Source organism: Pseudomonas sp. LBUM1652 (assembly GCF_059716105.1).
The window spans coordinates 5,938,909-5,964,571 of record NZ_CP166804.1; the positions used below are offsets into that span (position 1 = coordinate 5,938,909).

Below are 25,663 nucleotides of genomic sequence, written 5' to 3' on the forward strand. Positions count from 1 at the left end.
ACCGCAAGGCCAATCACGCGCAAAAAAGATTCTACTTCGGCGCCAGCTCCCTGAGATGACGTGCGACTGCAATCCATGCACCGATATAACCCAACAGCACCGCGCCAAGCAAGAGCGACAGACCGTCGGCAACTGGCACTCCGGCCAGTGCGAAATCACTGCCGTACAAGCCGGCCAGTCCAACCACCGCATCATTCAACCAGTTCAGGCCGAACGCCAATACGCCCCAGGACAGCAGTCCCGCACCGAAGCCATACAACGCGCCCATATAAAGGAAGGGACGACGTACATAGCTGTCGGTGCCGCCGACGAGTTTAATCACTTCTATCTCGGTGCGGCGGTTTTCAATATGAAGACGAATGGTATTGCCTATCACCAAAAGTAATGCAGAAACCAACAACACCGTCAGACCGAAGACAAAACGATCGCCGAGCTTGAGGATGGCGGCCAGACGCTCGACCCAGACTAGATCAAGTTGTGCCTGTTGTACCTTGGGCAGCTCGGAAAGTTTTTGTCTTAATGCTTCCAGGGTCGGCTTGTCGACCTCGTTCGGGGTCACCAGCACCACACCCGGCAACGGGTTTTCCGGCAGCTCGCGCAGGGCTTCGCCCAATCCGGACTGCTGCTGGAACTCTTCCAGCGCCTGATCGCGGCCGACATATTCAGCATCAGCTACGCCGGGCATGCCTTTGATCTGCTCGCGCAACGATTCGCCCTGCTCCGGGCTGGCGTCGAGTTGCAGGTACAGCGAAATCTGCGCCGCCCGCTGCCACGAACCGCCGAGACGCTCGACGTTGTTGAGCAGCAGCGACAACCCCATCGGCAGGCTCAGCGCCACGGCCATCACCATGCAGGTGAAGAAGCTGCCGATCGGCTGCTTGCCGAGACGACGCAGGCTGTCGAGCAAACTGGCACGATGGCTTTCGACCCAGGCGCGGAACAGCGTGGCGAAATCCGGGCCGTCGTCATCGTCGTGCTTTTTCTTCTTTTGCGGCTGCGGATCGGCGGCCTTGGGGGCCACGCGCTCGGAAACCTTGGGGCTACGAGTCGCACTCATTCGCCAGCCTCCCCGTCGCCGATCAATCGGCCACGTTGCAGGGTCAGCATACGGTGACGCATGCGCGCAATCAGTGCCAGGTCGTGACTCGCGATCAGCACGCTGGTGCCCAGCCGGTTGATGTCTTCGAACACGCCCATGATCTCGGCCGCCAGACGCGGGTCGAGGTTACCGGTCGGTTCGTCCGCCAGCAGCAAGGCCGGGCGATGGACGATGGCGCGGGCAATGCCGACGCGCTGTTGCTGACCGGTGGACAGGTCGCCGGGGTACAGATCGGTTTTATCCGACAGCGCCACGCGCTCCAGCGCCGAGTCGACACGCTTGGCGATCTCGGCCTTGGACAGCCCGAGAATCTGCAGCGGCAACGCGACGTTGTTGAACACCGTGCGATCGAACAGCAACTGGTGATTCTGGAACACCACGCCGATCTGCCGGCGCAGGAACGGAATCTGTGCATTGCTGATGGTGCTCAGGTCTTGCCCGGCCAGCAGCAATTTGCCGCTGGTCGGACGTTCCATCGCCAGCAACAGGCGCAACAGCGTTGATTTGCCGGCGCCAGAATGGCCGGTGACAAACAAGAACTCGCCACGACGGACTCGAAAGCTCAGCTCATGCAAGCCGACGTGACCGTTCGGATACCGTTTACCGACCTGTTCGAAACGAATCATGAACGCTCCCGCTCGGCAAACAGTGCCTGGACAAAGGGTTCGGCTTCAAAAGTACGCAAATCGTCGATGCCTTCACCGACGCCGATGTAGCGGATCGGCAAGCCAAACTGCTTGGCCAGGGCGAAAATCACCCCGCCCTTGGCGGTGCCGTCGAGCTTGGTCAGCGCCAGGCCGGTCAGTTCGACGGTCTGGTTGAATTGCTTGGCCTGGTTGATGGCGTTCTGGCCGGTGCCGGCATCGAGCACCAGCAGCACTTCGTGCGGCGCGTCGGCGTCGAGCTTGCCGATTACCCGGCGAACTTTTTTCAGTTCTTCCATCAGGTTGTCTTTGGTGTGCAGACGGCCAGCAGTGTCGGCGATCAGCACGTCGATGCCACGGGCCTTGGCGGCTTGCACGGCGTCGAAGATCACCGAAGCCGAATCAGCGCCGGTGTGCTGGGCGATCACCGGGATCTTGTTGCGTTCACCCCAGACCTGCAATTGCTCTACAGCGGCGGCGCGGAAGGTGTCACCGGCGGCGAGCATGACTTTCTTGCCTTCCAGTTGCAGCTTCTTCGCCAGTTTGCCGATGGTGGTGGTCTTGCCGGCGCCGTTGACGCCGACCACCAGAATCACGAATGGCTTGTTCTGCGAAACAATCTTCAGCGGCTGCTCGACCGGTTTGAGCATCGCAGCCAGCTCGGCCTGCAGGGATTTGTACAACGCGTCGGCGTCGGCCAGTTCCTTGCGAGCGACCTTCTGGGTCAGGCGCTGGATGATCTGCGTAGTGGCTTCGACGCCGACGTCGGCAGTCAGCAGACGGGTTTCGAGGTCGTCGAGCAAGTCGTCGTCGATGGTTTTGCGGCCTAGGAACAGGCTGGCCATGCCCTCGCCGATGCTGGCGCTGGTTTTCGACAGACCTTGCTTGAGGCGGGCGAAGAAACCGGCTTTGGTCTCCTCGGTACGCGGGGCTTCGGCCGGAACTTCGACGGGCGCAGCTTCGACCGCAACGATTGGCGCAGCGACAACCGGCGCGGGTGCTGGCTCTGGCTCTGGCTCTGGTTGCTGGATGATTGGCGCAACTGGAGCAACCGGCTCGGCAAACACTGGCGCAACAGGCGCTGCCACAACCGGCGCAGGCTCGACAACCGGCTCAACCAAAGGCGCCGGAGCAACCTCGGCAACGAACGCGGCAGGCGCAGGAATTGGCGGTGTCACATGGGACGCGGCCTCTTCCACCAGCGCCACCGGCTCTTCCGCCACTGGCAAAGTCAGCCACGGTTCGGCGGCCGGGGTCAGCGGCAATTCGGCAGCCACCGGGATTTCAGTCTCAGGCTCGGCCGCCGGTTGCAGCACCGGCTCGGCAATCGGCAGAACGATCGGCGCCGGCTCTTCTTCTATTACGGGAGCAGGCGCAGGGGCCGGCTCAGGAATCGCGGGCGGCTGTTCGACGACGGGTTCCTGCGGTTTCTTACGCAGCCATCCGAACAGGCTTTTCTTCTCACCAGCCGCAGCTGGGGTCTTCTTGTCGTCGTTGGAACCAAACATGGAGGACGGCTATCTCACGGTAGCGACGCGCCATAAGGGCGCCCCGGCAAATAAATATTCGATGCAGAACAGACTGTGTTTCACCCAGCTTGTTCACGCGCAACATTTTGTCGAGGCGCCAAAGGCACCTCAAAGGTCGATTATTACGAAGGACTGGAACGGCATCGTCGGCGAAAACGCAGAGTTTAGCTGACAAACTCAAAGCTTCTGCCGGAAACCCATACAACCTATCGACTGATCAAAGGCCTGATAGGCGTGGCCGCCAGTAAAACGGATCAGTATCCTAGCACCTCCTCGCCCGCCTAGGCTAAGACCAAGCGGGCAGCCCAACAGGTTAAAAAACGAATGAATGCTCTAGCCCGCCGCGCTGCAGGCCTGCTGCTCAGCACAGTCTGCCTGCCACTTTCGGCCCTGGCGGCCGACCCGCAACCGACTCACGAATTCACCCTCGATAACGGCCTGAAGGTCGTCGTGCGCGAAGACCATCGCGCGCCGGTGGTGGTGTCGCAGGTCTGGTACAAGGTCGGCTCCAGCTACGAAACCCCGGGCCAGACCGGTCTGTCCCACGCCCTTGAGCACATGATGTTCAAGGGCAGCGAGAAAGCCGGCCCCGGCGAAGCCTCGCTGATCCTGCGCGACCTCGGCGCCGAAGAGAACGCCTTCACCAGCGACGACTTCACCGCTTATTACCAGGTACTGGCCCGCGACCGTCTGGGTGTGGCCTTTGAACTGGAAGCCGACCGCATGGCCAATCTGCGCCTGCCGGCCGACGAGTTCGCCAAGGAAATCGAAGTCATCAAGGAAGAGCGCCGCCTGCGCACTGACGACAAGCCGATGTCCAAGGCCTACGAGCGTTACAAGGCAATGGCTTACCCGGCCAGCGGCTACCACACGCCGACCATCGGCTGGATGGCTGACCTGGACCGGATGAAGGTCGAAGAGCTACGCCACTGGTATCAATCCTGGTATGTGCCAAACAACGCCACACTGGTGGTGGTTGGCGACGTCACGCCGGATGAAGTTAAAACCCTTGCCCAGCGTTACTTCGGACCGATCGCCAAACGCGACGTGCCACCGGCAAAACAACCGCTGGAACTGGCCGAACCCGGCGAACGGCAGATCACCCTGCATGTGCAGACGCAACTGCCTAGCCTGATGCTCGGCTTCAACGTGCCAAGCATCGCCACTGCTGAAGACAAACGTTCGGTCAACGCCCTGCGCCTGATTTCGGCACTGCTCGACGGCGGTTACAGCGGTCGCATCCCGACCCAACTGGAGCGCGGCGAAGAGCTGGTGTCCGGCGGTTCGTCGAGCTACGACGCCTACACCCGTGGCGACAGTCTGTTTACCCTGTCGGCGACGCCGAACACCCAGAAGAAAAAGACCATGGCGCAAGCCGAGGCCGGTCTCTGGAAGCTGCTGGAACAACTGAAAACCACCGCACCGTCCGCCGAAGAGCTGGAACGCGTGCGGGCTCAAGTGATTGCCGGCCTGGTCTACGAGCGTGACTCGATCACCAGCCAGGCCACTGCCATCGGCCAATTGGAGACGGTCGGTCTGTCATGGAAACTGATGGACACCGAACTCGCCGATCTGGAAAGCGTAACCCCGCAAGACATCCAGAACGCCGCCAAGCTGTATTTCACCCGCGAACGTCTCAGCGTCGCCCACGTCCTGCCACTGGAGACGACTCATGAGTAAGCGCAAGACCCCACGCCTGTTGCTCGGCCTGATCGCCTTAGCGGTCATCGGTTCCGCCGCGTTTTATCTGACTCCCAGCGCGAAAACCGACGCCAGCGAAGCGCTGGACAGCGCCAAGTCCAGCCAGAAACTGCAATCGCTGGCCGAACTCGACGGCAAGGCTCCAGCCAGCCGCAAGCTTGACGTGCAGACCTGGAACACCGCCGAAGGTGCCAAGGTGCTGTTCGTCGAGGCCCACGAGTTGCCAATGTTCGACATGCGCCTGATTTTCGCTGCCGGCAGCAGTCAGGACGGCAATGCGCCGGGTCTGGCAGTACTGACCAACGCGATGCTCAACGAAGGCATTGCGGGCAAGGACGTCGGCGCCATCGCGCAGGGTTTCGAAGGTCTTGGTGCAGATTTCGGCAACGGTGCCTTCAAGGACATGGCGCTGGCTTCGCTGCGCAGCCTGAGTGCCACCGAACAACGTGAACCCGCGCTGAAACTGTTCTCGGAAGTGATCGGCAAACCGACCTTCCCGACCGACTCATTCGCACGCATCAAGAATCAGATGCTCGCCGGTTTCGAATACCAGAAACAGAACCCCGGCAAACTCGCCAGCCTGGAACTGATGAAGCGCTTGTACGGCGATCACCCCTACGCGCACTCGAGTGATGGCAGTGCGCAAAGTGTGCCGAAAATCACCGTGGCACAGCTGCGCGAATTCCACGCCAAGGCCTACGCGGCGGGCAATGTAGTGATCGCGCTGGTGGGTGACTTGTCCCGCGCCGATGCCGAGTCGATTGCCAATCAGGTGTCCGCCGCCCTGCCGAAGGGTCCGGCGCTGGCGAAGATCGCTCAGCCGCAAGAGCCGAAAGCCAGCGTTGGCCATATCGAGTTTCCGTCCAAGCAAACCAACCTGATGCTCGCGCAACTGGGCATCGATCGCGACGATCCGGACTACGCCGCACTGTCGATGGGCAACCAGATCCTCGGCGGCGGCGGTTTCGGTACGCGCCTGATGAGCGAAGTGCGCGAGAAGCGTGGCCTGGCCTACGGCGTGTACTCCGGCTTCAGCCCGATGCAGGCCCGTGGCCCGTTCATGATCAACCTGCAAACCCGCGCGGAAATGAGCGAGGGCACCCTGAAACTGGTGCAGGACGTTCTCGCCGATTACCTGAAAACCGGCCCGACCCAGAAAGAACTCGACGACGCCAAACGCGAACTGGCCGGCAGCTTCCCGCTGTCCACCGCGAGCAACGCCGACATCGTCGGCCAACTCGGCGCCATGGGCTTCTACAATCTGCCGCTGAGTTATCTGGATGACTTCATGCGTGAGTCCCAGAGCCTGACCGTGGAACAAGTCCGCGACGCGCTGAACAAACACTTGAGCACGGATAAAATGGTCATCGTCACCGCTGGCCCGACCGTGCCGCAAAAGCCGTTACCGGCCCCATCTGATAAACCTGCCGAGCAACCGCTCGGGGTTCCGGAGCATTAATGGCTACTCGAGCACCGAAAAAACCTGCGCAAAACGTGCATAACGGCGTGAATCAGTTACGCATCATTGGTGGCGAATGGCGCAGCCGCAAGCTGAGCTTCCCCGACGCCCCGGGCCTGCGCCCGACGCCGGATCGCGTGCGTGAAACCCTGTTCAACTGGCTCGCACCCTACGTGGCCGGCGCCAAGGTCCTTGACCCGTTCGCCGGCAGCGGCGCGCTGTTTCTCGAGGCTTTGTCCCGTGGCGCGGCCATGGGGCAGGCGCTGGACGCCAGCAATATCGCGGTTTCCAGCCTTAAAGAGCACCTCGGCACGCTGCGCTGCACCAACGGTCAGGTGCAGACTGCCGACGCCCTGCGCTACCTGGAAACCCAGACCGCTACGCCGTTCGACCTGGTATTCCTCGACCCGCCGTTCAACCAGAACCTGCTGCCAGCCGTGTGCACGTTGCTCGAAGAGCGTCAGTGGCTGGCCGACGACGCCTGGGTGTATACCGAAAGCGAAACGGCACCATCGACCCTCGGCTTCCCGGCCAACTGGCGCTTGCACCGCGAACAGAAATCCGGGCGCGTGTATTACGCGTTGTGGCAACGCAGCGCCTGATCCCGGGTTTGATGTGCGCTCAATGCATCAGCAATAAATAGATACCGCACATCGCTCCTCGCATCTCGCCAAAGTGGTTACCGCAATCTGCGTTAACCACTTCGGACGATTCATGTATGGATACGTTATGCAGCAGGATGCTGCTCATTCTTTGCCTGGCGCCACTGATGTCCCTGGCCGCCGCACCCCCACCGACTCATCAATTCACCCTGGACAATGGTCTGAACGTGCTTGTGCGCGAAGACCATCGTGCACCGCTGGTGACCTCACAACTCTGGTTCAAGGTTGGCTCTGCCGACGAGGCGCCCGGCCAGAGCGGAATCTCCCACGCGCTCGAACACATGCTCTACAAAGGCAGCAGCAAAACCTGCGCCGGCGAGGCCTCGGCCATTTTGCAAACACTCGGTGCCCGGGAAAACGCCTTCACCAGCAAAGATGCCACCGCCTATTACCAAACCCTGGCACCCAGGTATATGGGCGTGGCATTCGAGTTGATGGCCGATCTGATGTCGACCGCCCACTTGCGCACCTCGGACTTGACCCCGGAAATGGCGGTGATACGCGAAGAGCGGCGCTTGCGCACCGACGATGACCCCCATGATCTGGCAATGGAGCGTCTGACCGGTGTGGCGCATTTGGCCAATAGCTATCGCACACCGATTCTTGGCTGGATGCATGACCTGCACCGTTTGAATGCCGACGATCTGCGCCACTGGTATGCGCTTCGCTACTCACCTGGCAACGCCACGCTAGTGGTTGTCGGTGATGTGACGCTCGATCAGGTCAAACGGTTGGCGCAGCGCCACTTTGGCCCCTTGCCAGCGCGCCCTGTTCCTCGCCTGCTACGGCCCACTGAGCTGGCACTGGCAGGTGAGCGCAAACTGACGCTGTCTCTGGCCGTCCCGACCCCCCAACTGATCATGGCCTTTAACGTGCCGGGGCTTGCCACCGCCGAAAATCGGCGATCTGTACACGCCCTGCGCCTGATCGACGCATTACTGGGAGGGACACAAAGTGCACGCCTGAAAAAACGCCTGGAATTCACCGAACAGTTGTTCAGCGACGTCAGTACTTCTTATGACGCGCTCACACGCGGCGACAGTCTTCTATTCATGACGGCCGAACTCGCCAGCGCCCACGCTGACGATCTGGACGCGGCCGAGGCACGGGTCTGGCAACTGATTGAAGAACTGCATGCCCACCCGCCGACAGCCGAAGAATTGGAGCGCGCACGCACTCAATTGATTGCCCGACAGATCTATACACAAGACTCCATCGTCGAGCAGGCCCACGAGCTGGCCACATTGGCGAGTATCGACCTGCCCTGGCAGTTGATGGATAAGGACTCAGACGAGCTAGCACAGGTGACACCGGCTGACATCCAGCAGGCGGCGTCAACGTTTTTGACCCGCGAACGCCTGACGGTTGCGCATGTATTGGCGGAGGCGGCTCATGAATAATAGCCTTCGGAAGGCAAGGGGCGTTTTGCTCGGGCTGGGAATCGTAGCAGGCCTGACGGGCGTTCAAACGCTGGCAGATACCGTGACGGTCGCACCGGCAAATTACCCCGCGCCACGTCTGCAATCGCTACTGGAGCCGGTTCCTGTCGCCGGCACTGCGCGAGCACTGTCGATCAAAGGCTGGAAAACCCTGACCGGCACCAAAGTGTTGTTCATCCGCACCACAGAGCTGCCGATGTTCGATCTGCATGTCAGCTTCGCCGCAGGCAGCGCGCGAGATGGCAACACGCCGGGCCTCGCCGCCGCCACGTTCAGCATGCTCAATGAAGGCATACCGGGCAAAGACCTGTCCGCCATCGTTGAAGTCTTTGACGGTCTGGGCGCGCAACTCGACATGAGCATCGATCATGACCGCGCCACATTGGCTTTGCGCAGCTTGAGCGATGAACAGAAACGTGCTCCGGCGTTGCAGCTGTTTTCGCAGATTCTAGGCGCGCCGACACTGACCGACGATGCGCTGAAGAGGGTGAAAATCGAGCTGCGCGACAGCCTCACTGCCGCCGCGCAGGATGCAGGAAATTCGCCAGAGCATCTGGTCAAGACACTGCTCGCGCCGCACGGCCCCTACTCGCTGCCGTTCTATGGCACGGTTCAAGGGTTGCAGGCGCTGACCGGGACGGAGGTAAAAGATTTCCACCAGCGTTTCTACAGCGCCAGTCAGGCGCAAATCACCCTGGTCGGTGACCTGACGCTGGCGCAGGCAAAGGCGATCAGTCTGCAAATCAGCAACGCCTTACCGGTCATGCCGGCAGGCACCGTGGTCATGCCAATGCCCGGGCACAAACCCGTTGGCACCGAACGAACCCTGCACGAGGAACAGCCACTGACCCAGATCAACCTGATACTCGCCCAGCCCAGCGTGTCGCGAAGCCATGCGGACTATGCCGCGCTGTACACCGCCAACCTGATTTTTGGCGGCACGACTAACAGCCGACTGATGAGCGAACTACGGGAAAAGCGCGGGCTGGTGTACGACGTCTATTCAGAAAACGCCCCTTGGGCCACGGCGGGTTTGCTGACCATTTCCCTGCAGGTCAATCCAGCATTCAGCCAGGCTACGCTGGCGTTGACCCGGTCGCTGTTCAGTGACTACCTGCGCGACGGGCCGACACAACAGGAGCTCGATCAGGTCAAGCTTCAAGTCGCCAACAGGAGTGCACTGAACAGCTCCAGCAACAGGCAGATTCTCAAGCAACTGGTGACAATCAATCGCCATGATCTGCCACTCGACCTCGACCACACCGTGCAACAGGTGCAACGCCTGACACTCAAACAAATCCATGAGGCGCTGAATCGGCATTTGACCGCCGACCGCTGGCGCGTGGTGACAGTCGGGGCCACCGTCGAGCAGCAGGCGCTACCCGCCCCCGCGCCGACACCGCCTGGCACGTCATCCGAGAGCATGTGTCGCGCCGAAGCAGGCTTTGTGGCAAGTTAGGTTCTTTCACACAAAAGCGGCAGATGCCTGAAGCACCTGCCGCTTTGCGCAAGACCTGTCGAGATTTGCCGTGCAGTCACTGAACCCTATTCCCAGCCCCCGCTTTGCACCGGCCTTCGGCCTGGGTAACCCACACCTGCAAACCTTGTGGGGGCCGCTGTGGCGCAAAACCGTTCACCTTGATCGTCAGCGCGAACGTCTGTGGCTTGATGATGGCGATTTCCTCGACCTCGACTGGCATGGCCCGCACAGCGCCGAGACTCCGCTGGTGTTGGTGCTGCATGGACTGACCGGTTCTTCTAACTCACCTTACGTTGCCGGCATCCAATCCGCGCTCGCCGCGCAAGGCTGGGCCAGTGTTGCATTGAACTGGCGCGGCTGCTCGGGCGAACCGAACCTGCTGCCGCGCAGTTATCACTCCGGCGCCAGCGAAGACCTCGCCGAAGCCATCCGCCATCTGCGTGCGAAGCGTCCGTTGGCACCGCTGTATGCGGTCGGATATTCCCTTGGCGGCAATGTGTTGCTCAAGCATCTGGGCGAGACCGGGAGTGCCAGCGGCGTGCGCGGTGCGGTGGCAGTGTCGGTGCCGTTTCGCCTCGACCAGTGCGCGGATCGGATTGGTCAGGGATTTTCCAGGGTCTATCAAGCGCATTTCATGCGCGAGATGGTCGCTTACATCAAGAACAAGCAACGCCAGTTCCAGCACGACGGGCGCGATGATGGTGTAGCCGCACTGGCAGCGCTCGGCTCATTGGAGAACATGCGTACGTTCTGGGATTTCGATGGCCGGGTCACCGCGCCACTGCACGGCTTTACCGATGCCGAGGATTACTATCGTCGCGCCTCGAGCCGGTATTTTCTCGGTGAGATCCGCACGCCGACCCTGATCATTCAAGCGGCGGACGATCCTTTCGTGTTTCCGCACAGCCTGCCCCAGGCCAGCGAGCTGTCAGACCTCACCGAATTCGAATTGCAGGCTCGCGGCGGCCACGTCGGCTTCGTCGATGGCTCGTTGCGCCAGCCGGGTTATTACCTGGAACGGCGCATCCCGCAGTGGCTGGCAGGCCTGACGTCATGATTGATCAGGCTCGCTCCCACAAGGGTGTGGTGATTACTCGCCGGTAGCGACTCCGCGCGACGGCTCGTTGATCCACTCACTCCACGACCCCGCATACAGCGAACCCAACGGATACCCCGCCAGGCATAGTGCAAACAGGTTGTGGCACGCCGTCACGCCCGAGCCGCAATACGCGACCAGTTCTGACGGCGAGCGCTCGCCCAGCTTCGCGGCAAAGCGCTGTTTGAGCTGATCGGCCGGCAAGAATCGCCCGTCACTGCCAAGGTTGTCGGTAAACGCCGCACATTGCGCGCCGGGAATGTGCCCGGCAATCGGGTCGATCGGCTCCACTTCCCCTTTGAAGCGCGGCAAGGCCCGGGCGTCGATCAGGGTCAGTTCGGGTTGGCCGAGACGTTGCTGCAATTGTTCGGCGCTGAGCAACAGGCTCATGTCTGACTGGCCGCTGAAATGGCCACGGGTGACGGTCGGCGCATCCAAGCTCAGCGGCAGGCCAGCTGCATGCCACGCCTTGAGTCCGCCGTCGAGAATGAACACACCGTCGCGCTTGCCCAGCCACGCCAGCAGCCACCATGCTCGGGCCGCATAGGCTCCCGGGCCGTCGTCGTACAAAACCACGTCGCTGTCGGCATTGATGCCCCAGGCTTGCAGACGCTCGATCAGCTCTGCCGGCTCAGGCAACGGATGACGCCCGGTCACGCCCTTGACCACTTTGCCACTGAGGTCACGCTCCAGATCGGCAAAACTCGCCCCGGCAATGTGCCCTTCGGCATAGCTGCGCTGACCGTAGTCCGGGTCTTCGAGGGCAAAACGACAATCCAGAATCACCAGCCCGGGCTGCTCCTTGCGGGCATCCAGTGCGTTGGGGCTGATCAGTTGCGCAATCGGCATAACGGGCTCCTGTGGGATTTCAACGGAACGGTTTACTTCACATCTTCGAGGGCCTGGGCCAGTGGCACGTAGAACTCCTCGAACAGCGCATTGACCTGCTCGCGCGCCTGCTCGGTGACAAATCCGGCTTCCAGCACCAGCACCTGATACACGCCACGTTTAATGGCTTGCTCGCTGAGGTGGTTGGAGTTTTCCCGGGTGGTGCACAGAAAGCGCACCCAGGACGTCAGGATGATCCAGGCATTGAGGGTCAGCGATTCGATCTGCACCCGATCCATGTCGAGGATCCCGGCCGCCACGAAACCTTCGTAGATCGCCGCGCCCTGGATCACACATCGCTGGGAAAAGCGCCGATAACGCGCGGCCAGTTCCGGATCGCTGTCGAGCAGATGCTCGAGATCGCGGTGCAGAAAGCGGTAGCGCCACATCGCCGAAAGCAGCTCCTTGAGATAGAAGCGCTTGTCTTCAACGGTCGCGGCGCGCCCCTGCGGCGGGCGCAGGAAACTGTCGACAAGGCTTTCGTACTCACTGAACAACACGGCGATGATCGCCTGCTTGTTGGGGAAGTGGTAGTACAGGTTGCCCGGAGAAATCTCCATGTGGGCAGCAATGTGATTGGTACTGATGCTGCGCTCGCCCTGCTGATTGAACAGCTCGAGGCTGTTCAGCACGATACGCTCGCTGGTTTTTATTCGTGGGGCCATGGCTTGGGCTTTAATTCAGAGTGCGTTGACGGGCATCTTACGACCTAACCGGAAATGGATAAAACACTGCTGTGCATGGATGTTGATTGACTTTCTAGAGCATAGACTCTAAAAAGTTCTTCACTACAATAAATACGGAGCCGACCATGACTGCCGACATTGCCTACCTGCAGACGCTGCAATTGCCCCTGGAAGCGCTTGATCGGCAGTTCGCGGCGCAACGGGCTGCGTATGCCGCCAACCCGATGCCGCCCGCCGCCCTGCGCCAGCAATGGCTCAAGGCACTGCGCGATTTGCTGAGCAACGAGCGTCAGGCTTTGATCGAGGCGATCAGCGCCGACTTCAGCCATCGCAGCGCCGACGAAACCCTGCTCGCCGAACTGATGCCAAGCCTGCACGGCATTCACTACGCCAGCCGTCATCTCAAGGGCTGGATGAAAGCTTCGCGGCGCAAGGTCGGCATGGCATTCCAGCCGGCTTCAGCGAAAGTGGTTTATCAGCCATTGGGTGTGGTCGGCGTCATCGTGCCGTGGAATTACCCGCTTTATCTGGCCATCGGCCCGCTGGTCGGCGCCTTGGCGGCGGGCAATCGGGTGATGCTCAAACTCAGCGAATCGACCCCGGCCACCGGCCTGCTGCTCAAGGAGTTGCTGGCGCAAATCTTCCCCGAAGATCTGGTTTGCGTGGTGCTCGGCGAAGCCGATATCGGAGTCGCGTTTTCCCGTTTGCGCTTCGATCATCTGTTGTTCACCGGCGCCACCAGCATCGGCAAACACGTAATGCGCGCAGCGGCGGAAAACCTGACCCCGGTCACTCTTGAGCTGGGCGGCAAGTCCCCGGCCATCGTCTCCCGCGACGTGCCATTGAAGGATGCCGCCGAACGCATCGCCTTCGGCAAAACCCTCAATGCCGGGCAGACCTGCGTCGCCCCCGACTACGTGTTGGTCCCGGAAGACCGCATCGGTGGTTTCGTCGAAGCCTATCGCCAGGCCGTGCAGGGCTTCTATCCGACCCTCACCGACAACCCCGACTACACCGCAATCATCAACGAACGCCAGTTGGCGCGGCTCAACGGCTACGTCAGCGATGCCACCAGCAAAGGCGCGCTGCTGATTCCGCTGTTCGATCAGGGTCAGGGCCGACGCATGCCGCACAGCGTGCTGCTGAATGTCAGCGACGACATGACCGTCATGCAGGACGAAATCTTCGGCCCGCTGCTGCCGATCGTGCCGTATCGGGATCTGGAGCAAGCATTTGCTTACATCAATCAGCGGCCACGTCCTCTGGCTCTTTACTACTTTGGCTACGACAAACGCGAACAGAACCGCGTGCTGCACGAAACCCATTCCGGCGGCGTGTGCCTGAACGACACGCTGCTGCATGTGGCGCAAGACGACATGCCCTTCGGCGGCATCGGCGCTTCGGGCATGGGTCATTACCACGGTCACGAAGGCTTTCTGACGTTCAGCAAAGCCAAAGGCGTGCTGGTTAAACAGCGCTTCAACGCGGCCAGATTGATTTACCCGCCGTACGGAAAATCGATTCAGAAACTGATCCAGAAGCTGTTCATCCGCTAAATATTCGTCATCGCCGCCGGGTAATAAAAACAATGCACCCAAGCCTGACCGATACACCTGCACTGTCACGTCGTGGCCTGCTGAAATTCAGCCTCGGCGCCACGGCTTTCCTCGCCACCGCCGGTCTCGGCGCCAGCCTCAGCGGCTGTTCGTCGAGCGTCACGGCCAATGGTTTCGTGACTTTGCGCGACGGCGATTTGCTGTTTCTGCGCGCGCTGATTCCGGTGATGCTTGATGGCGCCGTGGTCGCCGAGAAGATGCCGGACGCGGTGGCTGGCACCCTCAAGTCGCTGGACTACAGCCTCGATCACCTGTCGCCGGAAATGCTCAAACTCACCCGACAACTGTTCGACGTGCTGGGCATGGCCGTGACCCGTGGCCCGCTCACCGGGATCTGGGGCAGTTGGGAAAACGCCAGTCCCGAAGCGATGCGTCACTTCCTCGACCGTTGGCAAAACAGTTCGTTGAACCTGCTGCGCATGGGCCATAGCTCCTTGCAGCAAATGGTGATGATGGCCTGGTACACCCGCGCCGAGTCCTGGGCGCACTGCGGCTATCCCGGCCCGCCTTCGGTCTGAGACCGAGTCGCGCCTATCGCGAGCAGGCTCACTCCTACAGGGATTGCATTTCAAATGTGGGAGCGAGCCTGCTCGCGAAGAGGCCCGCAAGAACAACAAAAACAAGAGAGCCTGAACATGCCCGTACCCGACCCGTTCCGCGAAGGCCTCGCCCGAGGCTGGAAAACCTACAACGGCGCCCAGCTGACCGACGACCTGACCCTCGAAGCCGACGTCGCCATCATCGGCAGCGGCGCCGGCGGCGGCACTACGGCAGAAATCCTCAGCGCCGCCGGCTATAAAGTGCTGCTGGTCGAAGAAGGCCCGCTGAAAACCAGCTCCGACTTCAAAATGCTCGAAGAACAGGCCTACAGCAGCCTCTATCAGGAAGGCATCGGCCGCATGAGCAAGGATGGCGCGATCACCATCCTGCAGGGCCGCGCCGTCGGCGGCACGACGCTGATCAACTGGACCTCAAGCTTCCGCACGCCGCAACCGACCCTGGAACATTGGGCCAAAGAGCACAACGTGAAAGGCCACAGCGCTGAAGATATGGCCCCGTGGTTCGAAAAGATGGAGCAGAGCCTCGGCGTCGCGCCGTGGATGGTTCCGCCCAACGCCAACAACGACGTGATCCGCAAAGGCTGCGAGCAACTCGGTTATAGCTGGCACGTGATCCCCCGCAACGTGCGCGGTTGCTGGAACCTCGGCTACTGCGGCATGGGCTGCCCGACCAACGCCAAGCAATCGATGCTGGTCACGACCATTCCGGCGACGCTGGAAAAGGGTGGCGAGTTGCTCTATCTGGCCCGAGCGGAAAAGCTGCTGATCAGCGGCGATAGAATCACCGGCCTGCAATGCGTGGCCATGGACGAGCGCTGCGTCGAACCGACCGGCCGCAAAATCACCGTCAAGGCGCGGCATTACGTGCTGGCCGGCGGCGGCATCAACAGCCCGGCATTATTGCTGCGTTCGGATGCGCCGGATCCGCATAAAACCCTCGGCAAACGCACGTTTCTGCATCTGGTGAACATGTCCGCCGGACGCTTCGACGAGGTGATCAACCCGTTCTACGGCGCGCCACAGTCGATCTACTCGGACTATTTCCAGTGGAAAGACGGGGCGACCGGGCCGATGGGCTACAAGCTCGAAGTGCCACCGCTGCACCCGGCGCTGGCGGCGACTTTACTCGGTGGTTTTGGCCAGCAGAACGCCGAGCACATGGCCGATCTGCCGCACACCCACGCGATGCTGGCGTTGTTGCGCGACGGCTTTCACCCCGACAGCCAGGGCGGCAGCGTCGAATTGCGCGGCGACGGCTCGCCGGTGCTCGATTACCAGGTTTCGCCTTACGCTTGGGAAGGCCTGCGCCGCGCCTTCCACAGCATGGCCGAGATCCAGTTCGCCGGCGGCGCCAAAGCGGTGATGCCAATGCATGCCGACGCCCGCTACGTGAAAACCCTGGCCGAGGCGCGCACGCTGATCGATGGCTTGAGCCTGGAGCTGTATCGCACACGACTGGGCAGCGCCCACGTCATGGGCGGCTGTGCGATGGGTGAAGAGCCGAAAACCGCCGTCACCGACAGCCTCGGCCGCCATCATCAACTGAGCAATCTGTCGATTCACGATGGCTCGCTGTTCCCCACCAGCATCGGCGCCAACCCGCAGTTGTCGGTGTATGGTCTCACCGCACAATTGGCGACGTCCCTCGCCGATCGGCTGAAAAACCCATGAAAAAGCGGATTATTCCTATCGTCTATAGTGCTTTCTTACCCAAAAGGCGACTTGGCCGACCGGGACGGCTGCGATACCATCCGACTCCCCAACGGACTCCCGCCAGGACGACGCGATGAACCGAGTGTTGTACCCAGGTACCTTCGACCCTATTACCAAGGGCCATGGCGATCTGGTCGAACGCGCCTCGCGCCTGTTCGATCACGTGATCATTGCGGTCGCCGCCAGCCCGAAGAAAAATCCGCTGTTCCCGCTGGAACAACGGGTTGAACTGGCTCGCGAGGTCACCAAACACCTGCCGAACGTGGAAGTGGTCGGCTTCTCGACGCTGCTGGCGCATTTCGCCAAAGAGCAGAACGCCAATGTGTTCCTGCGTGGTTTGCGTGCGGTGTCGGACTTCGAATACGAATTCCAGTTGGCCAACATGAACCGCCAGTTGGCCCCGGATGTGGAGAGTCTGTTTCTCACCCCTTCGGAGCGTTATTCGTTCATTTCGTCGACGTTGGTCCGCGAAATCGCCGCACTGGGCGGCGATATCAGCAAGTTCGTCCACCCGGCCGTGGCCGACGCGTTGACCTTGCGCTTCAAGAAGTAACGACCGTTCAAACGGCGCCCGCGTGCACTGCGGGCGCCAATGCGGCACAATTGCGCGCATTGATTTATAGCGCCCGGGCCTGCCGCCCCGGCTGGAGTTAGCATGTCCCTGATCATCACCGACGATTGCATCAACTGCGACGTCTGCGAACCCGAGTGCCCGAACGCCGCCATCTCCCAGGGCGAAGAGATCTATGTGATCGACCCGAACCTGTGCACCCAATGCGTTGGCCACTACGACGAACCGCAGTGCCAGCAGGTTTGCCCGGTGGATTGCATCCCGCTGGACGAAGCCCATCCGGAGACTGAAGAACAGTTGATGGAGAAGTACCGCAAAATCACCGGCAAGGCCTGAGTCCTTCAGCGCCTGTTCGGGCCCTATCGCCAGCAGGCTGGCTCCTGCATTGGATCTGTGCCAATCACAAATCCCCTGTGGGAGCCAGCCTGCTGGCGATAAGACCATCAGCAATACTGCAATATCCGGATCAGCTCACTCCCGCTGCTCAAACCCTTCCCCGATACACCCCAGACACCGCACAAACGCCGCTTTCGCCGGATCGACCACCAACGCCTGCCCCGCATCACCAATCCCGCCGCCTAGCGCGGTAAACGGCAGCGACACCACAAACGCCCCTGCACCGATCACTGTCGCCACAACCAGCAAAGGTCGGGCAATCAGCAAGTCGCCTATCATCGCGTAGGCCGGTGGGTTCTGGATGGTGTAGCGCGGATCACCGCTGCCGCTTTCCGTGGCTTGAACAGCCATGCAGGAACACAGCAGCAGGGTGAAGAAGAGGATTTGCAAGGATTTCATGGCACGATCCTTCGGGCTGAACAGTGAGACAACTCACTATAGACCGTAGGACTTTTTCGGCGCTTTGCCTCAGGTCTGACAGCGCGGGCAGAACACACTGGCACGCTGGCCGAGCTTCACTTCGCGCAGACCGGTGCCGCAGACCTTGCAGTGTTCACCGCCTCGGCCATAAACAAACAGTTCCTGCTGGAAATACCCCGGCTGCCCGTCGCCGCCAATGAAATCACGCAACGTAGTGCCGCCACGCTCGATGGCAGCGGCGAGGATGCGTTTGATCTCGATCGCCAGCTTCAGATAACGCCCCCGGGAAATGCCCCCGGCCTCGCGGCGTGGATCGATGCCGGCGGCGAACAGCGCTTCGGTCGCATAGATATTGCCGACCCCGACCACCACCGCGTTGTCCATGATGAACGGCTTGACCGCCATCGAACGCCCGCGCGACAGCTGAAACAAGCGCTCGCCGTCGAACAGATCGGTCAACGGTTCCGGCCCGAGACGAATCAGCAATTCGTGATTGTGCGGATCGGTGCTCCACAACATCGCGCCGAACCGCCGTGGATCGGTGTAACGCAGGGCCAGGCCCGACTCCAGTTCGATATCGACATGCTCATGCTTGAGCGCCGGCAGACCGGCCTCAACCAGACGCAGATTGCCCGACATACCCAAATGACTGATCAACGTACCGACCTCGGCGTTGATCAACAGATACTTGGCCCGTCGCTCGACCAACACGATGCGCTGCCCGGACAGGCGCACATCAAGGTCTTCGGGGATCGGCCAGCGCAGCCGACGGTCACGCACGATTACCCGGCTGACGCGCTGGCCTTCCAGGTGCGGGGCGATGCCCCGGCGAGTGGTTTCGACTTCCGGCAGTTCAGGCATGGCGTCCTCGAATCAATGCGCGCCGAGGTCGCGGATCGTTTGTTTGAGGGTTTCGAAGTCGTAGTCCGACAACCCCACGTAATCGAGAATCAACGGGCCGATGCTGCTCCATTCGTAGTCTTCGGTCTGATTGCCCAGCACGCGATACGAGGCGCAAATGTGCTCGGCCATCTTGAGGATCGCCAACAGGTTTTTCATTTGACTGTTGCGCGACGACTCGTCGCTGAAAATCGCCAGGGCATTGTGGTGATTGGCAATGGCCGTGCTGACATGCTCCGGCAGACGCCAGGACTTGGCGGTGTAATAACCGACCACCGCGTGGTTGGTGTTGAACTCAGCGTTTTCGGTGTCGACCACTCGACATTCAGCGCTGGCATTGGCGTAGGCCGTTTCCAGCACCGACATGTAATTGGGGAAACGCTGCAACATCAACGGCACGCCGCAATCGTGAAACAGCCCCAACGCATAGGCTTCATCGCCTGCCTGAGTGCCGATGCGTTTGGCCAGGGTCAGGCAAGTCATCGCCACGTCCTGGGCGGTGTCCCAGAAACGATTGAGGGTGACGATGGTGTCGTCGTTCATCTCGCCCTTGATCGATTGCGCGTTGATCAGGTTGATGATCGAACGGCTGCCCAGCAGATTCACCGCACGCTGGATCGAAGTGATCTTGTTGCTCAAGCCGTAATACGGCGAGTTGACGATTTTCAGCAGCGCGCCGGACAGGCCGGGATCCTGAGCGATCAGCTTGGCGATCACCTCCAGGTCCGGGTCGGGCATGTACTGCTCCATTTGCAGATCCACCATGATCTGCGGCTGCGCGGGCACGCTGATGCCTTGCAGGGATTGTTGAATCTGTTCGGTGGTCAGCTCTTGGGACATAAGTACACACTCTGGGACAGGCGGCGATTCTAACCCCTAAAAACCGCAGGACGACACACCAGTGGGCAATTGTCAGGAACTTTCATTCAAGCCAAGGCTTCGGACTCTGTAATACCCGACGGATGATTTCGGTCCCACGGGGCAGCAAATTCCCACAGACTCAGGAGCTTATTGATGGCCACTTCCCTCAACGGCAAGCGCGTCGCTTTTTTGGTAACCGATGGTTTCGAACAGGTTGAATTGACCGGCCCCAAACAGGCCCTGGAAGAGGCCGGTGCCCAGGTCGATATCCTTTCGGCGGAGGCAGGCAAGGTCAAAGGCTGGAACCACGACAAACCGGCGGACGACTTCACGGTCGACCAGACTTTCCAGGCTGCCAGCAGCGAGCAATACGACGCGATCGTCCTGCCCGGCGGCGTGCAGAATTCCGACACCATCCGAATCGATCAGGACGCCCAGCACCTGGTCAAGACCGGCACCTCCGCCGGCAAGCCGATTGCGGTGATCTGCCATGGCAGTTGGCTGCTGATTTCGGCGGGGCTGGTCAATGGCAAGACCATGACCAGTTACAAGACGCTTAAGGATGATCTGGTCAATGCCGGTGCCAACTGGGTCGATCAAGAAGTGGTCAGAGACGGTCACTTGATCAGCAGCCGTGAGCCGGATGATATTCCGGCGTTCAGTCGTGAGTTGATCGACGCCTTGTCGGCCTGATCCAAATCCACCATGAACCATTGTGGCGAGGGGATTCATCCCCGTTCGGCTGCGCAGCAGTCGCAAACCAGACAGCACGGTCTCCCTGAACACCCCTGCTGACTGATTTGGGACGGCTACGCCGTCCAACGGGGATAAATCCCCTCGCCACAGGACTTCTCTCCTTCAGCCATATGTCCATTCGCGGGCCAATCACCGGGCCCAACACGCTATACTCCCGCTCTTTTTTCCGGAGCGACGTCATGTCCCTGCCTAGCTTGCGCCTCAAAGCCAACGCCGACCGTCGCCTGCGCGCCGGTCACCTGTGGGTCTACAGCAACGAAATCGACGTGGCCGCCACGCCACTGCACGGCTTTAATGCTGGCGATCAGGCGATCCTCGAAGCTGCCGGCGGCAAACCGCTGGGCATCGTGGCCATGAGCCCGAACAATCTGATCTGCGCCCGCCTGCTGTCGCGCGACACTAAAGTTGCGCTGGACAAATCGCTGCTGGTGCATCGCCTGAACGTCGCCCTGTCGCTGCGCGAGCGTCTGTTCGACAAGCCTTTCTATCGCCTGGTCTACGGCGATTCCGATCTGCTGCCAGGTCTGGTGGTCGACCGTTTCGGCGACATCCTCGTGGTGCAGATTGCCTCGGCAACCATGGAAGCGCACAAAGACGACGTGATCGCCGCGTTGACCCAAGTGCTCAAGCCAAGCGGCATTCTGTTCAAGAACGACTCCGCCGCGCGTGACGCCGAAGGCCTCAACCGCTACGTCGAAACCGTGTTCGGTCTGGTGCCGGAGTGGGTCGCACTGGAAGAGAACGGCGTGAAATTCGAAGCCCCGGTCATTCAGGGTCAGAAAACCGGCTGGTTCTACGATCACCGCATGAACCGCGCGCGCCTGGCCCCTTACGCCAAGGGCAAACGCGTACTCGACCTCTATAGCTACATCGGTGGTTGGGGCGTACAGGCGGCCGCGTTCGGCGCCAGCGAAGTGTTCTGCGTCGATGCCTCGGCCTTCGCCCTTGACGGTGTCGAGCGCAACGCCGCGCTGAACGGTTTTGCCGACAAGATGACCTGCATCGAAGGCGACGTCTTTGAAGCCTTGAAAGAGCTGAAAGCCAGCGAAGAGCGCTTCGACGTGATCGTGGCCGACCCGCCAGCGTTCATCAAACGCAAGAAAGACATGAAAAACGGTGAAGGCGCCTACCGTCGTCTGAACGAGCAAGCCATGCGCCTGCTCAACAAGGACGGCATCCTGGTCAGCGCTTCGTGCTCGATGCACCTGCCGGAAGACGATCTGCAGAACATCCTGCTGACCAGTGCCCGTCACCTGGATCGCAACATCCAGTTGCTGGAGCGCGGCGGTCAGGGCCCGGATCACCCTGTCCACCCGGCCATTGCCGAAACTCGCTACATCAAGAGCATCACCTGCCGCCTGCTGCCTAACAGCTGATCAATGCGGACAACGGGGAGCCTGCAGGCTCCCCGTTTGCGCCTGGCCCTGGCATTCATTCGGCGCCTTTTACTCCTTCCGACGCTTACGACTTCCTACACTTGCCTTCCCATGGACGTGCAGGATATTTCCTTACGTCTTTTAATTATTGAAACTTGCCCTACAAAGTCCATCTCCAGCTAAAGATTATTCCGACAAAATTACTGGAGCATTCCTACTTAATATCCACTTGCCAATAATCCATTACAAACTATTATGAAGTTGTCGCCACGAGGCGACTTAAACTTTCAACGAACAAGGAGTTCACATCATGAAAAAAATTTCTCTGGAAACCAACAAAATCGCAAACCTGGCTTTTCTGGTTGCTGCTAAAACCCGTTAAGTAAGTCAGGACGCTGGGGAGTGCCGGCAACTCAGCGTCCTTCCGACTTCAGCCAGAGTGAATAACCCCATGCACATCAATCCTTACCTGTTTATATTGCCGCGCTCGCCAAATCAAATAGTATGGAATTACAAAGAACATACTCAATATGAACTGGATATTAACTATTCATCGCGCCTTGCCCAACTAATAAACAATCCAGACTTGTTCGACACACACAACATAATAGACACACAATTACTCAGCGCGGGCATTCTAACCATTTCAAAAATCGACACCCCGCAATGGGGCTGGGATGAATTATCAAAGATCTATCATATCGGCACCCAAAACATTCCCTGCGAACACGCCCCTCAGAATATTCATGAGTGGTCCAGACAATATCTGGCGCACTGCAACGAAGTATTGGCTAGCCCGGCTCCCGCGACAGAACGCCCGCAGCATGAATCTGCACCGCGCATCGCCCTGCCCGTTCCCTGCGCACTGAGCAACGATAGCCTGAATAACGCGCTGCTCCAGCGAAAGACCTGTCGTTCCTTTACCGATGCAGCAATGACGCTCAGCGACGTCGGCACCCTGCTTTATCTTTCACTCGGTTATCTCCTCGAGCGCGACATTGATCGCGACGACACCATCGCCCAAGACCTCGGCGCACGTCGCAGCAGTCCCTCCGGTGGCGGTCTGAACGCATGCGAAGGCTTTCTGCTGGTGCAGAATGTCGAGGATCTGGAGCCCGGCATCTACACCTATCACCCGGCGGAACACACCCTGAGCCGGGTTAATCCATTGCCACAAGCGGCACCGGGCGATTTGCTCGGCGGCCAGCATTTCATCAACAACCTGCCGCTGGGGTTGTTCATCACGGCCCGATTTGACCGGCTCTGGTGGAAGTACGAGCACTCACGGGCCTACCGCATGGCATTCGTCGAGGCCGGCCATCTGTCACAAACCTTTCAACTGGTTGCTACCGCGCTTGGCTTCAATACCTGGTTGACCGGCGCGTTTGCCGACAAGCAGGTCGAAACACTGCTCAAACTTGAGGAGAGTGCGGAACAGCCACTGTTCTTTGTCGGCTGCGGGAAAAGCGATGGACAGGCAATGTGCCAGGAAATGCGCGATCTGTTGCGCGAGGTCCAGACATGACCCTGCTGATCCCGGATCCGCACGAAGTACCGGTGTCATGGGCGCTCAAGTTCACCTTGGGGGACTGGGACAGTCGAGCCTCGGTACGCAGCAGCACCCACGACTATCAATTGCCGGACGACGTGCAGCAACAACTGCAAAGCCGCTACTGGTTCCCACCCGCCTTCCTGCCCTATCTGGCTCACCCAGCGATTCAGGCCGCGGGGCGCGAGGTATTGCATCGGCTGACGGCCAATCACCTGGTGAATTTTCTCGACTACACCACGCTGCTCGAACACCGCATCGTCAATCGTGCGGTTGAAGTCATCGCGCATCGGGAGCTGCCCATTTACGTGCCGCTGCCAATGAAACACGCAGCGCTGCAGCTCTACACCGACGAGGGTTACCACGCGCTGTTCTCCAATCGTCTCGCGGAGCAGATCGCCGGGCTTTACAGAATCACCGGACGGCCGACGATCCCCAAGCGGATCACCCGCATGAACGCACTGATCGCCCGTACCCCGGAGAAGAACCGTGCACTGGCATGGTTTCTGCTCGGCTTCGTCTCGGAGACCATCATTGCCCGAGAGCTGCTGGACATCTGCCGCGACACTCTGGTGTCCAGCGTGAACGACATGCTGCGCGACCATCTGGCCGACGAAGCCCGCCACAGTCGCTACTTTGCCGAAGTGTTCCACTACTGCTGGCTGTCCATGAACAGCCGCCAGCGCACGTTCGTGAGCAGAACACTGCTGGAGATCATCGGGATTTTCTTCGAGGTCGACGAACGCTGGCTGCAACAGAGCCTGCGTGGCGCGGGCATCGCGGACAGTGACGTGATGGAGATTGTCGGCAGCATGGCGACGGTGCAAGCCAACCGCGCGCGTGCACGATCAGGTTGCGTCGCTACGCTGGATGCATTGCGCAAGGCGGGATTTTTCGCCACGCCCCATAACCAGACACTTTTTGCCAAGGCAGGACTGATCGATGGATAAAGGAAAATCCGTGGCAACCGCCCGTCAACGTCGCGGGGCTGTCAGCCTGTTGCTCGCAATGGTGCTGCTCGGCGTGTTTCCACTGGATGTCCTGCTGCCTTCGTTTCCGGCACTGGCGGCGCACTTTCGCAGCACACCGGCGGACATCGCGCTGTCGATCAGTCTGTTCGCCGTAGGTATCGCGTTTGCCCAGGTGTTGATCGGCCCGCTGTCCGACGTGATCGGGCGCAAGGGCTTGTTGCTCGCCGGCATGAGCGTATCGATGCTCGGTGCCGTCGGTTGCGTGATAACCAGTGATTACACGCTGTTCCTGATGTTCCGGGTGGTACAGGCCGTGGGGTGCGGCTGCTTCGTGCTGTCCCAGGCACTGGTGCAGGATCTGTTCGAGGGTGAGGAGCGTGATCGCCTGCGTATCCTGATGGTCACGGCTACCGGGATTTTCATCTCGGTATCGCCGCTGGCCGGCACTTTTCTGCAAGCCACCCTCGGCTGGCGCGGCAGCTTCTGGGTGTTCACTGCGCTGGCTGCCGCGGTGTTGCTCAAGGCCTGGGTTTTCCTGGAGAACACCCGCCCCGCGGCCAGTGGCCCTCCCCTGAGTTTCCTCAAGGCCTATCGACGGGTGTTGGGAGATTTCGACTTCGTCGGCTACTGGCTGATTTCAGCCTTTGCGTTCGCCTGCCATTTCTCGTTTATCGTCATTTCACCGCTGATATTCATGGACCAGCTGCAATTGTCGGCCTATGACTTTTCGCTGATCCTGCTGGCGTATGGCGCCGCGTATGTCGTGGGGGGCATCATCGCCACCTTACTGAATCGACGTATCACGCCGGGCCGACAAATCATCACCGGGCTAAGCCTGATCCTGCTGTCGGGACTGGCGATGCTGTATCTGGCGGCCAACCATGTACTGGCCCCCGCGACGGTGCTGATTCCGATGCTGATCTGCACCGCCGGCACCACCATTGCGCGCCCGGCTGCCACCTCACGGGCCATGGGTCTGTTTCCCGAAAATGCCGGCACTTCAGCCTCGGCCGGCAGCACGATCATCTTCATCTGCGGCGGACTGATCAGTGCGTTGATCAGCCTCAGCCCGACCAATCTGCAATCGACGCTGGGCTACAGCTTCGTGTTGCTCAGCAGCATCGCGCTGATGCTCAACAGTCGGATCAGCCAGCGCGCCAGGAACCTGCAGGCCATTGCGATCGCGCAGACCGGTAGCGATTAAACCTGCCGGTCGTCATCCCACACGCACCGTCGGCACTGGAACAACGCTTTGCGCCATTCCCTCCAGACGCCAGCGGTGTAGAATCGC

Annotated in this window: 25 protein-coding genes; 17 read left to right on the forward strand and 8 right to left on the reverse strand. The window is 60.3% G+C overall.

Annotated features, from left to right (window positions below; all coding sequences use genetic code 11):
* Window positions 1-31: 31 nt before the first annotated feature.
* The 3 genes from ftsX to ftsY are packed head-to-tail and all read right to left on the reverse strand — an operon-like array spanning window position 32 to window position 3,251.
* On the reverse strand, window positions 32-1,057 hold the full coding sequence (ftsX, locus tag ACA069_RS26880) for a permease-like cell division protein FtsX (RefSeq protein ID WP_187679044.1): 1,026 nt from the start codon (window positions 1,055-1,057) through the stop codon (window positions 32-34).
* A complete protein-coding gene (ftsE, locus tag ACA069_RS26885) occupies window positions 1,054-1,725 on the reverse strand; it encodes a cell division ATP-binding protein FtsE (RefSeq protein WP_008065082.1) in 672 nt (223 codons plus the stop codon). The genes ftsX and ftsE overlap by 4 nt, the downstream gene beginning before the upstream one ends.
* On the reverse strand, window positions 1,722-3,251 hold the full coding sequence (ftsY, locus tag ACA069_RS26890; protein WP_497615529.1) for a signal recognition particle-docking protein FtsY: 1,530 nt from the start codon (window positions 3,249-3,251) through the stop codon (window positions 1,722-1,724). The genes ftsE and ftsY overlap by 4 nt, the downstream gene beginning before the upstream one ends.
* On the opposite strand from ftsY, the gene ACA069_RS26895 reads away from it, so the two are divergent.
* The 7 genes from ACA069_RS26895 to ACA069_RS26925 all read left to right on the forward strand — a co-directional run bounded on the left by ACA069_RS26895 (window position 3,250) and on the right by ACA069_RS26925 (window position 11,070).
* Window positions 3,250-3,444, forward strand: a complete 195-nt coding sequence (locus ACA069_RS26895) for a hypothetical protein (RefSeq protein ID WP_187679046.1) — start codon at window positions 3,250-3,252, stop codon at window positions 3,442-3,444. The genes ftsY and ACA069_RS26895 overlap by 2 nt on opposite strands.
* Window positions 3,445-3,596: 152 nt before the next feature.
* Entirely contained in the window at window positions 3,597-4,952 is a 1,356-nt protein-coding gene (locus ACA069_RS26900) for a M16 family metallopeptidase (protein WP_489879315.1), read from the forward strand.
* Entirely contained in the window at window positions 4,945-6,432 is a 1,488-nt protein-coding gene (locus ACA069_RS26905) for a M16 family metallopeptidase (protein ID WP_497615530.1), read from the forward strand. Before ACA069_RS26900 ends, ACA069_RS26905 begins: the two co-directional genes overlap by 8 nt.
* Entirely contained in the window at window positions 6,432-7,034 is a 603-nt protein-coding gene (gene rsmD / locus ACA069_RS26910) for a 16S rRNA (guanine(966)-N(2))-methyltransferase RsmD (RefSeq protein WP_401270302.1), read from the forward strand. The genes ACA069_RS26905 and rsmD overlap by 1 nt, the downstream gene beginning before the upstream one ends.
* A 116-nt stretch (window positions 7,035-7,150) precedes the next feature.
* The gene (locus ACA069_RS26915; RefSeq protein ID WP_497615531.1) at window positions 7,151-8,494 is read left to right on the forward strand and encodes a M16 family metallopeptidase; all 1,344 of its coding nucleotides are present in this window, start codon (window positions 7,151-7,153) and stop codon (window positions 8,492-8,494) included.
* A complete protein-coding gene (locus ACA069_RS26920; protein WP_497615532.1) occupies window positions 8,487-9,992 on the forward strand; it encodes a M16 family metallopeptidase in 1,506 nt (501 codons plus the stop codon). Before ACA069_RS26915 ends, ACA069_RS26920 begins: the two co-directional genes overlap by 8 nt.
* Before the next feature lie 79 nt (window positions 9,993-10,071).
* Window positions 10,072-11,070, forward strand: a complete 999-nt coding sequence (locus tag ACA069_RS26925; RefSeq protein ID WP_497618313.1) for a hydrolase — start codon at window positions 10,072-10,074, stop codon at window positions 11,068-11,070.
* A 33-nt stretch (window positions 11,071-11,103) separates the two neighbouring features.
* Here the strand turns inward: ACA069_RS26925 and ACA069_RS26930 are convergent, their stop codons facing one another.
* Together ACA069_RS26930 and ACA069_RS26935 are read right to left on the reverse strand one after the other, a co-directional pair.
* Window positions 11,104-11,958, reverse strand: coding sequence for a sulfurtransferase (locus tag ACA069_RS26930; protein ID WP_187679052.1), 855 nt, complete (start codon window positions 11,956-11,958; stop codon window positions 11,104-11,106).
* A 32-nt stretch (window positions 11,959-11,990) separates the two neighbouring features.
* Window positions 11,991-12,662, reverse strand: coding sequence for a TetR/AcrR family transcriptional regulator (locus tag ACA069_RS26935; protein WP_187679053.1), 672 nt, complete (start codon window positions 12,660-12,662; stop codon window positions 11,991-11,993).
* Between the two features lie 146 nt (window positions 12,663-12,808).
* On the opposite strand from ACA069_RS26935, the gene ACA069_RS26940 reads away from it, so the two are divergent.
* The 5 genes from ACA069_RS26940 (at window position 12,809) to ACA069_RS26960 (ending at window position 17,479) form a co-directional block, all read left to right on the forward strand.
* Complete coding sequence (locus tag ACA069_RS26940) at window positions 12,809-14,239, forward strand: coniferyl aldehyde dehydrogenase (protein ID WP_497615533.1); 1,431 nt, start codon at window positions 12,809-12,811, stop codon at window positions 14,237-14,239.
* Between the two features lie 32 nt (window positions 14,240-14,271).
* Window positions 14,272-14,817, forward strand: coding sequence for a twin-arginine translocation pathway signal protein (locus ACA069_RS26945; RefSeq protein ID WP_497615534.1), 546 nt, complete (start codon window positions 14,272-14,274; stop codon window positions 14,815-14,817).
* A gap of 117 nt (window positions 14,818-14,934) precedes the next feature.
* Window positions 14,935-16,530: a GMC family oxidoreductase gene (locus ACA069_RS26950; protein WP_497615535.1), complete on the forward strand. Its 1,596-nt coding sequence runs from the start codon at window positions 14,935-14,937 to the stop codon at window positions 16,528-16,530.
* A 115-nt stretch (window positions 16,531-16,645) separates the two neighbouring features.
* Entirely contained in the window at window positions 16,646-17,125 is a 480-nt protein-coding gene (gene coaD / locus ACA069_RS26955; protein WP_003229157.1) for a pantetheine-phosphate adenylyltransferase, read from the forward strand.
* Between the two features lie 102 nt (window positions 17,126-17,227).
* Complete coding sequence (locus ACA069_RS26960) at window positions 17,228-17,479, forward strand: YfhL family 4Fe-4S dicluster ferredoxin (RefSeq protein ID WP_003195146.1); 252 nt, start codon at window positions 17,228-17,230, stop codon at window positions 17,477-17,479.
* Between the two features lie 135 nt (window positions 17,480-17,614).
* Here the strand turns inward: ACA069_RS26960 and ACA069_RS26965 are convergent, their stop codons facing one another.
* The 3 genes from ACA069_RS26965 to ACA069_RS26975 all read right to left on the reverse strand — a co-directional run bounded on the left by ACA069_RS26965 (window position 17,615) and on the right by ACA069_RS26975 (window position 19,645).
* The gene (locus ACA069_RS26965) at window positions 17,615-17,938 is read right to left on the reverse strand and encodes a multidrug transporter (protein ID WP_497615536.1); all 324 of its coding nucleotides are present in this window, start codon (window positions 17,936-17,938) and stop codon (window positions 17,615-17,617) included.
* 69 nt (window positions 17,939-18,007) lie between these two features.
* On the reverse strand, window positions 18,008-18,820 hold the full coding sequence (gene mutM, locus ACA069_RS26970; protein ID WP_497615537.1) for a bifunctional DNA-formamidopyrimidine glycosylase/DNA-(apurinic or apyrimidinic site) lyase: 813 nt from the start codon (window positions 18,818-18,820) through the stop codon (window positions 18,008-18,010).
* Window positions 18,821-18,832: 12 nt separating this feature from the next.
* Window positions 18,833-19,645: an HDOD domain-containing protein gene (locus tag ACA069_RS26975; RefSeq protein ID WP_187679091.1), complete on the reverse strand. Its 813-nt coding sequence runs from the start codon at window positions 19,643-19,645 to the stop codon at window positions 18,833-18,835.
* A gap of 228 nt (window positions 19,646-19,873) precedes the next feature.
* Between ACA069_RS26975 and ACA069_RS26980 the strand changes: the two genes are divergently transcribed.
* The 5 genes from ACA069_RS26980 (at window position 19,874) to ACA069_RS27000 (ending at window position 25,576) form a co-directional block, all read left to right on the forward strand.
* Entirely contained in the window at window positions 19,874-20,413 is a 540-nt protein-coding gene (locus tag ACA069_RS26980) for a type 1 glutamine amidotransferase domain-containing protein (RefSeq protein WP_497615538.1), read from the forward strand.
* A 242-nt stretch (window positions 20,414-20,655) separates the two neighbouring features.
* On the forward strand, window positions 20,656-21,852 hold the full coding sequence (locus tag ACA069_RS26985) for a class I SAM-dependent rRNA methyltransferase (RefSeq protein WP_007913577.1): 1,197 nt from the start codon (window positions 20,656-20,658) through the stop codon (window positions 21,850-21,852).
* Window positions 21,853-22,303: 451 nt separating this feature from the next.
* Window positions 22,304-23,377, forward strand: a complete 1,074-nt coding sequence (locus ACA069_RS26990) for a SagB family peptide dehydrogenase (protein ID WP_497615539.1) — start codon at window positions 22,304-22,306, stop codon at window positions 23,375-23,377.
* Window positions 23,374-24,351, forward strand: coding sequence for a diiron oxygenase (locus tag ACA069_RS26995; RefSeq protein WP_497615540.1), 978 nt, complete (start codon window positions 23,374-23,376; stop codon window positions 24,349-24,351). Before ACA069_RS26990 ends, ACA069_RS26995 begins: the two co-directional genes overlap by 4 nt.
* The gene (locus ACA069_RS27000) at window positions 24,344-25,576 is read left to right on the forward strand and encodes an MFS transporter (protein ID WP_497615541.1); all 1,233 of its coding nucleotides are present in this window, start codon (window positions 24,344-24,346) and stop codon (window positions 25,574-25,576) included. Before ACA069_RS26995 ends, ACA069_RS27000 begins: the two co-directional genes overlap by 8 nt.
* Window positions 25,577-25,663 lie beyond the last annotated feature (87 nt).

Excerpts from the sequence above, each read along its gene's own strand:
- ACA069_RS26950 (WP_497615535.1), top strand. The coding sequence starts at position 14,935 with ATGCCCGTACCCGACCCGTTCCGCGAAGGCCTCGCCCGAGGCTGGAAA.
- ACA069_RS26965 (WP_497615536.1), bottom strand. The coding sequence starts at position 17,938 with ATGAAATCCTTGCAAATCCTCTTCTTCACCCTGCTGCTGTGTTCCTGC.
- coaD (WP_003229157.1), top strand. The coding sequence starts at position 16,646 with ATGAACCGAGTGTTGTACCCAGGTACCTTCGACCCTATTACCAAGGGC.
- ACA069_RS26995 (WP_497615540.1), top strand. The coding sequence starts at position 23,374 with ATGACCCTGCTGATCCCGGATCCGCACGAAGTACCGGTGTCATGGGCG.
- ftsX (WP_187679044.1), bottom strand. The coding sequence starts at position 1,057 with ATGAGTGCGACTCGTAGCCCCAAGGTTTCCGAGCGCGTGGCCCCCAAG.
- ACA069_RS26935 (WP_187679053.1), bottom strand. The coding sequence starts at position 12,662 with ATGGCCCCACGAATAAAAACCAGCGAGCGTATCGTGCTGAACAGCCTC.
- ftsY (WP_497615529.1), bottom strand. The coding sequence starts at position 3,251 with ATGTTTGGTTCCAACGACGACAAGAAGACCCCAGCTGCGGCTGGTGAG.
- ftsE (WP_008065082.1), bottom strand. The coding sequence starts at position 1,725 with ATGATTCGTTTCGAACAGGTCGGTAAACGGTATCCGAACGGTCACGTC.
- ACA069_RS26960 (WP_003195146.1), top strand. The coding sequence starts at position 17,228 with ATGTCCCTGATCATCACCGACGATTGCATCAACTGCGACGTCTGCGAA.
- rsmD (WP_401270302.1), top strand. The coding sequence starts at position 6,432 with ATGGCTACTCGAGCACCGAAAAAACCTGCGCAAAACGTGCATAACGGC.
- ACA069_RS27000 (WP_497615541.1), top strand. The coding sequence starts at position 24,344 with ATGGATAAAGGAAAATCCGTGGCAACCGCCCGTCAACGTCGCGGGGCT.
- ACA069_RS26900 (WP_489879315.1), top strand. The coding sequence starts at position 3,597 with ATGAATGCTCTAGCCCGCCGCGCTGCAGGCCTGCTGCTCAGCACAGTC.
- ACA069_RS26985 (WP_007913577.1), top strand. The coding sequence starts at position 20,656 with ATGTCCCTGCCTAGCTTGCGCCTCAAAGCCAACGCCGACCGTCGCCTG.
- ACA069_RS26915 (WP_497615531.1), top strand. The coding sequence starts at position 7,151 with ATGGATACGTTATGCAGCAGGATGCTGCTCATTCTTTGCCTGGCGCCA.
- ACA069_RS26940 (WP_497615533.1), top strand. The coding sequence starts at position 12,809 with ATGACTGCCGACATTGCCTACCTGCAGACGCTGCAATTGCCCCTGGAA.
- ACA069_RS26945 (WP_497615534.1), top strand. The coding sequence starts at position 14,272 with ATGCACCCAAGCCTGACCGATACACCTGCACTGTCACGTCGTGGCCTG.
- ACA069_RS26920 (WP_497615532.1), top strand. The coding sequence starts at position 8,487 with ATGAATAATAGCCTTCGGAAGGCAAGGGGCGTTTTGCTCGGGCTGGGA.
- mutM (WP_497615537.1), bottom strand. The coding sequence starts at position 18,820 with ATGCCTGAACTGCCGGAAGTCGAAACCACTCGCCGGGGCATCGCCCCG.
- ACA069_RS26980 (WP_497615538.1), top strand. The coding sequence starts at position 19,874 with ATGGCCACTTCCCTCAACGGCAAGCGCGTCGCTTTTTTGGTAACCGAT.
- ACA069_RS26905 (WP_497615530.1), top strand. The coding sequence starts at position 4,945 with ATGAGTAAGCGCAAGACCCCACGCCTGTTGCTCGGCCTGATCGCCTTA.
- ACA069_RS26895 (WP_187679046.1), top strand. The coding sequence starts at position 3,250 with ATGGAGGACGGCTATCTCACGGTAGCGACGCGCCATAAGGGCGCCCCG.
- ACA069_RS26990 (WP_497615539.1), top strand. The coding sequence starts at position 22,304 with ATGCACATCAATCCTTACCTGTTTATATTGCCGCGCTCGCCAAATCAA.
- ACA069_RS26930 (WP_187679052.1), bottom strand. The coding sequence starts at position 11,958 with ATGCCGATTGCGCAACTGATCAGCCCCAACGCACTGGATGCCCGCAAG.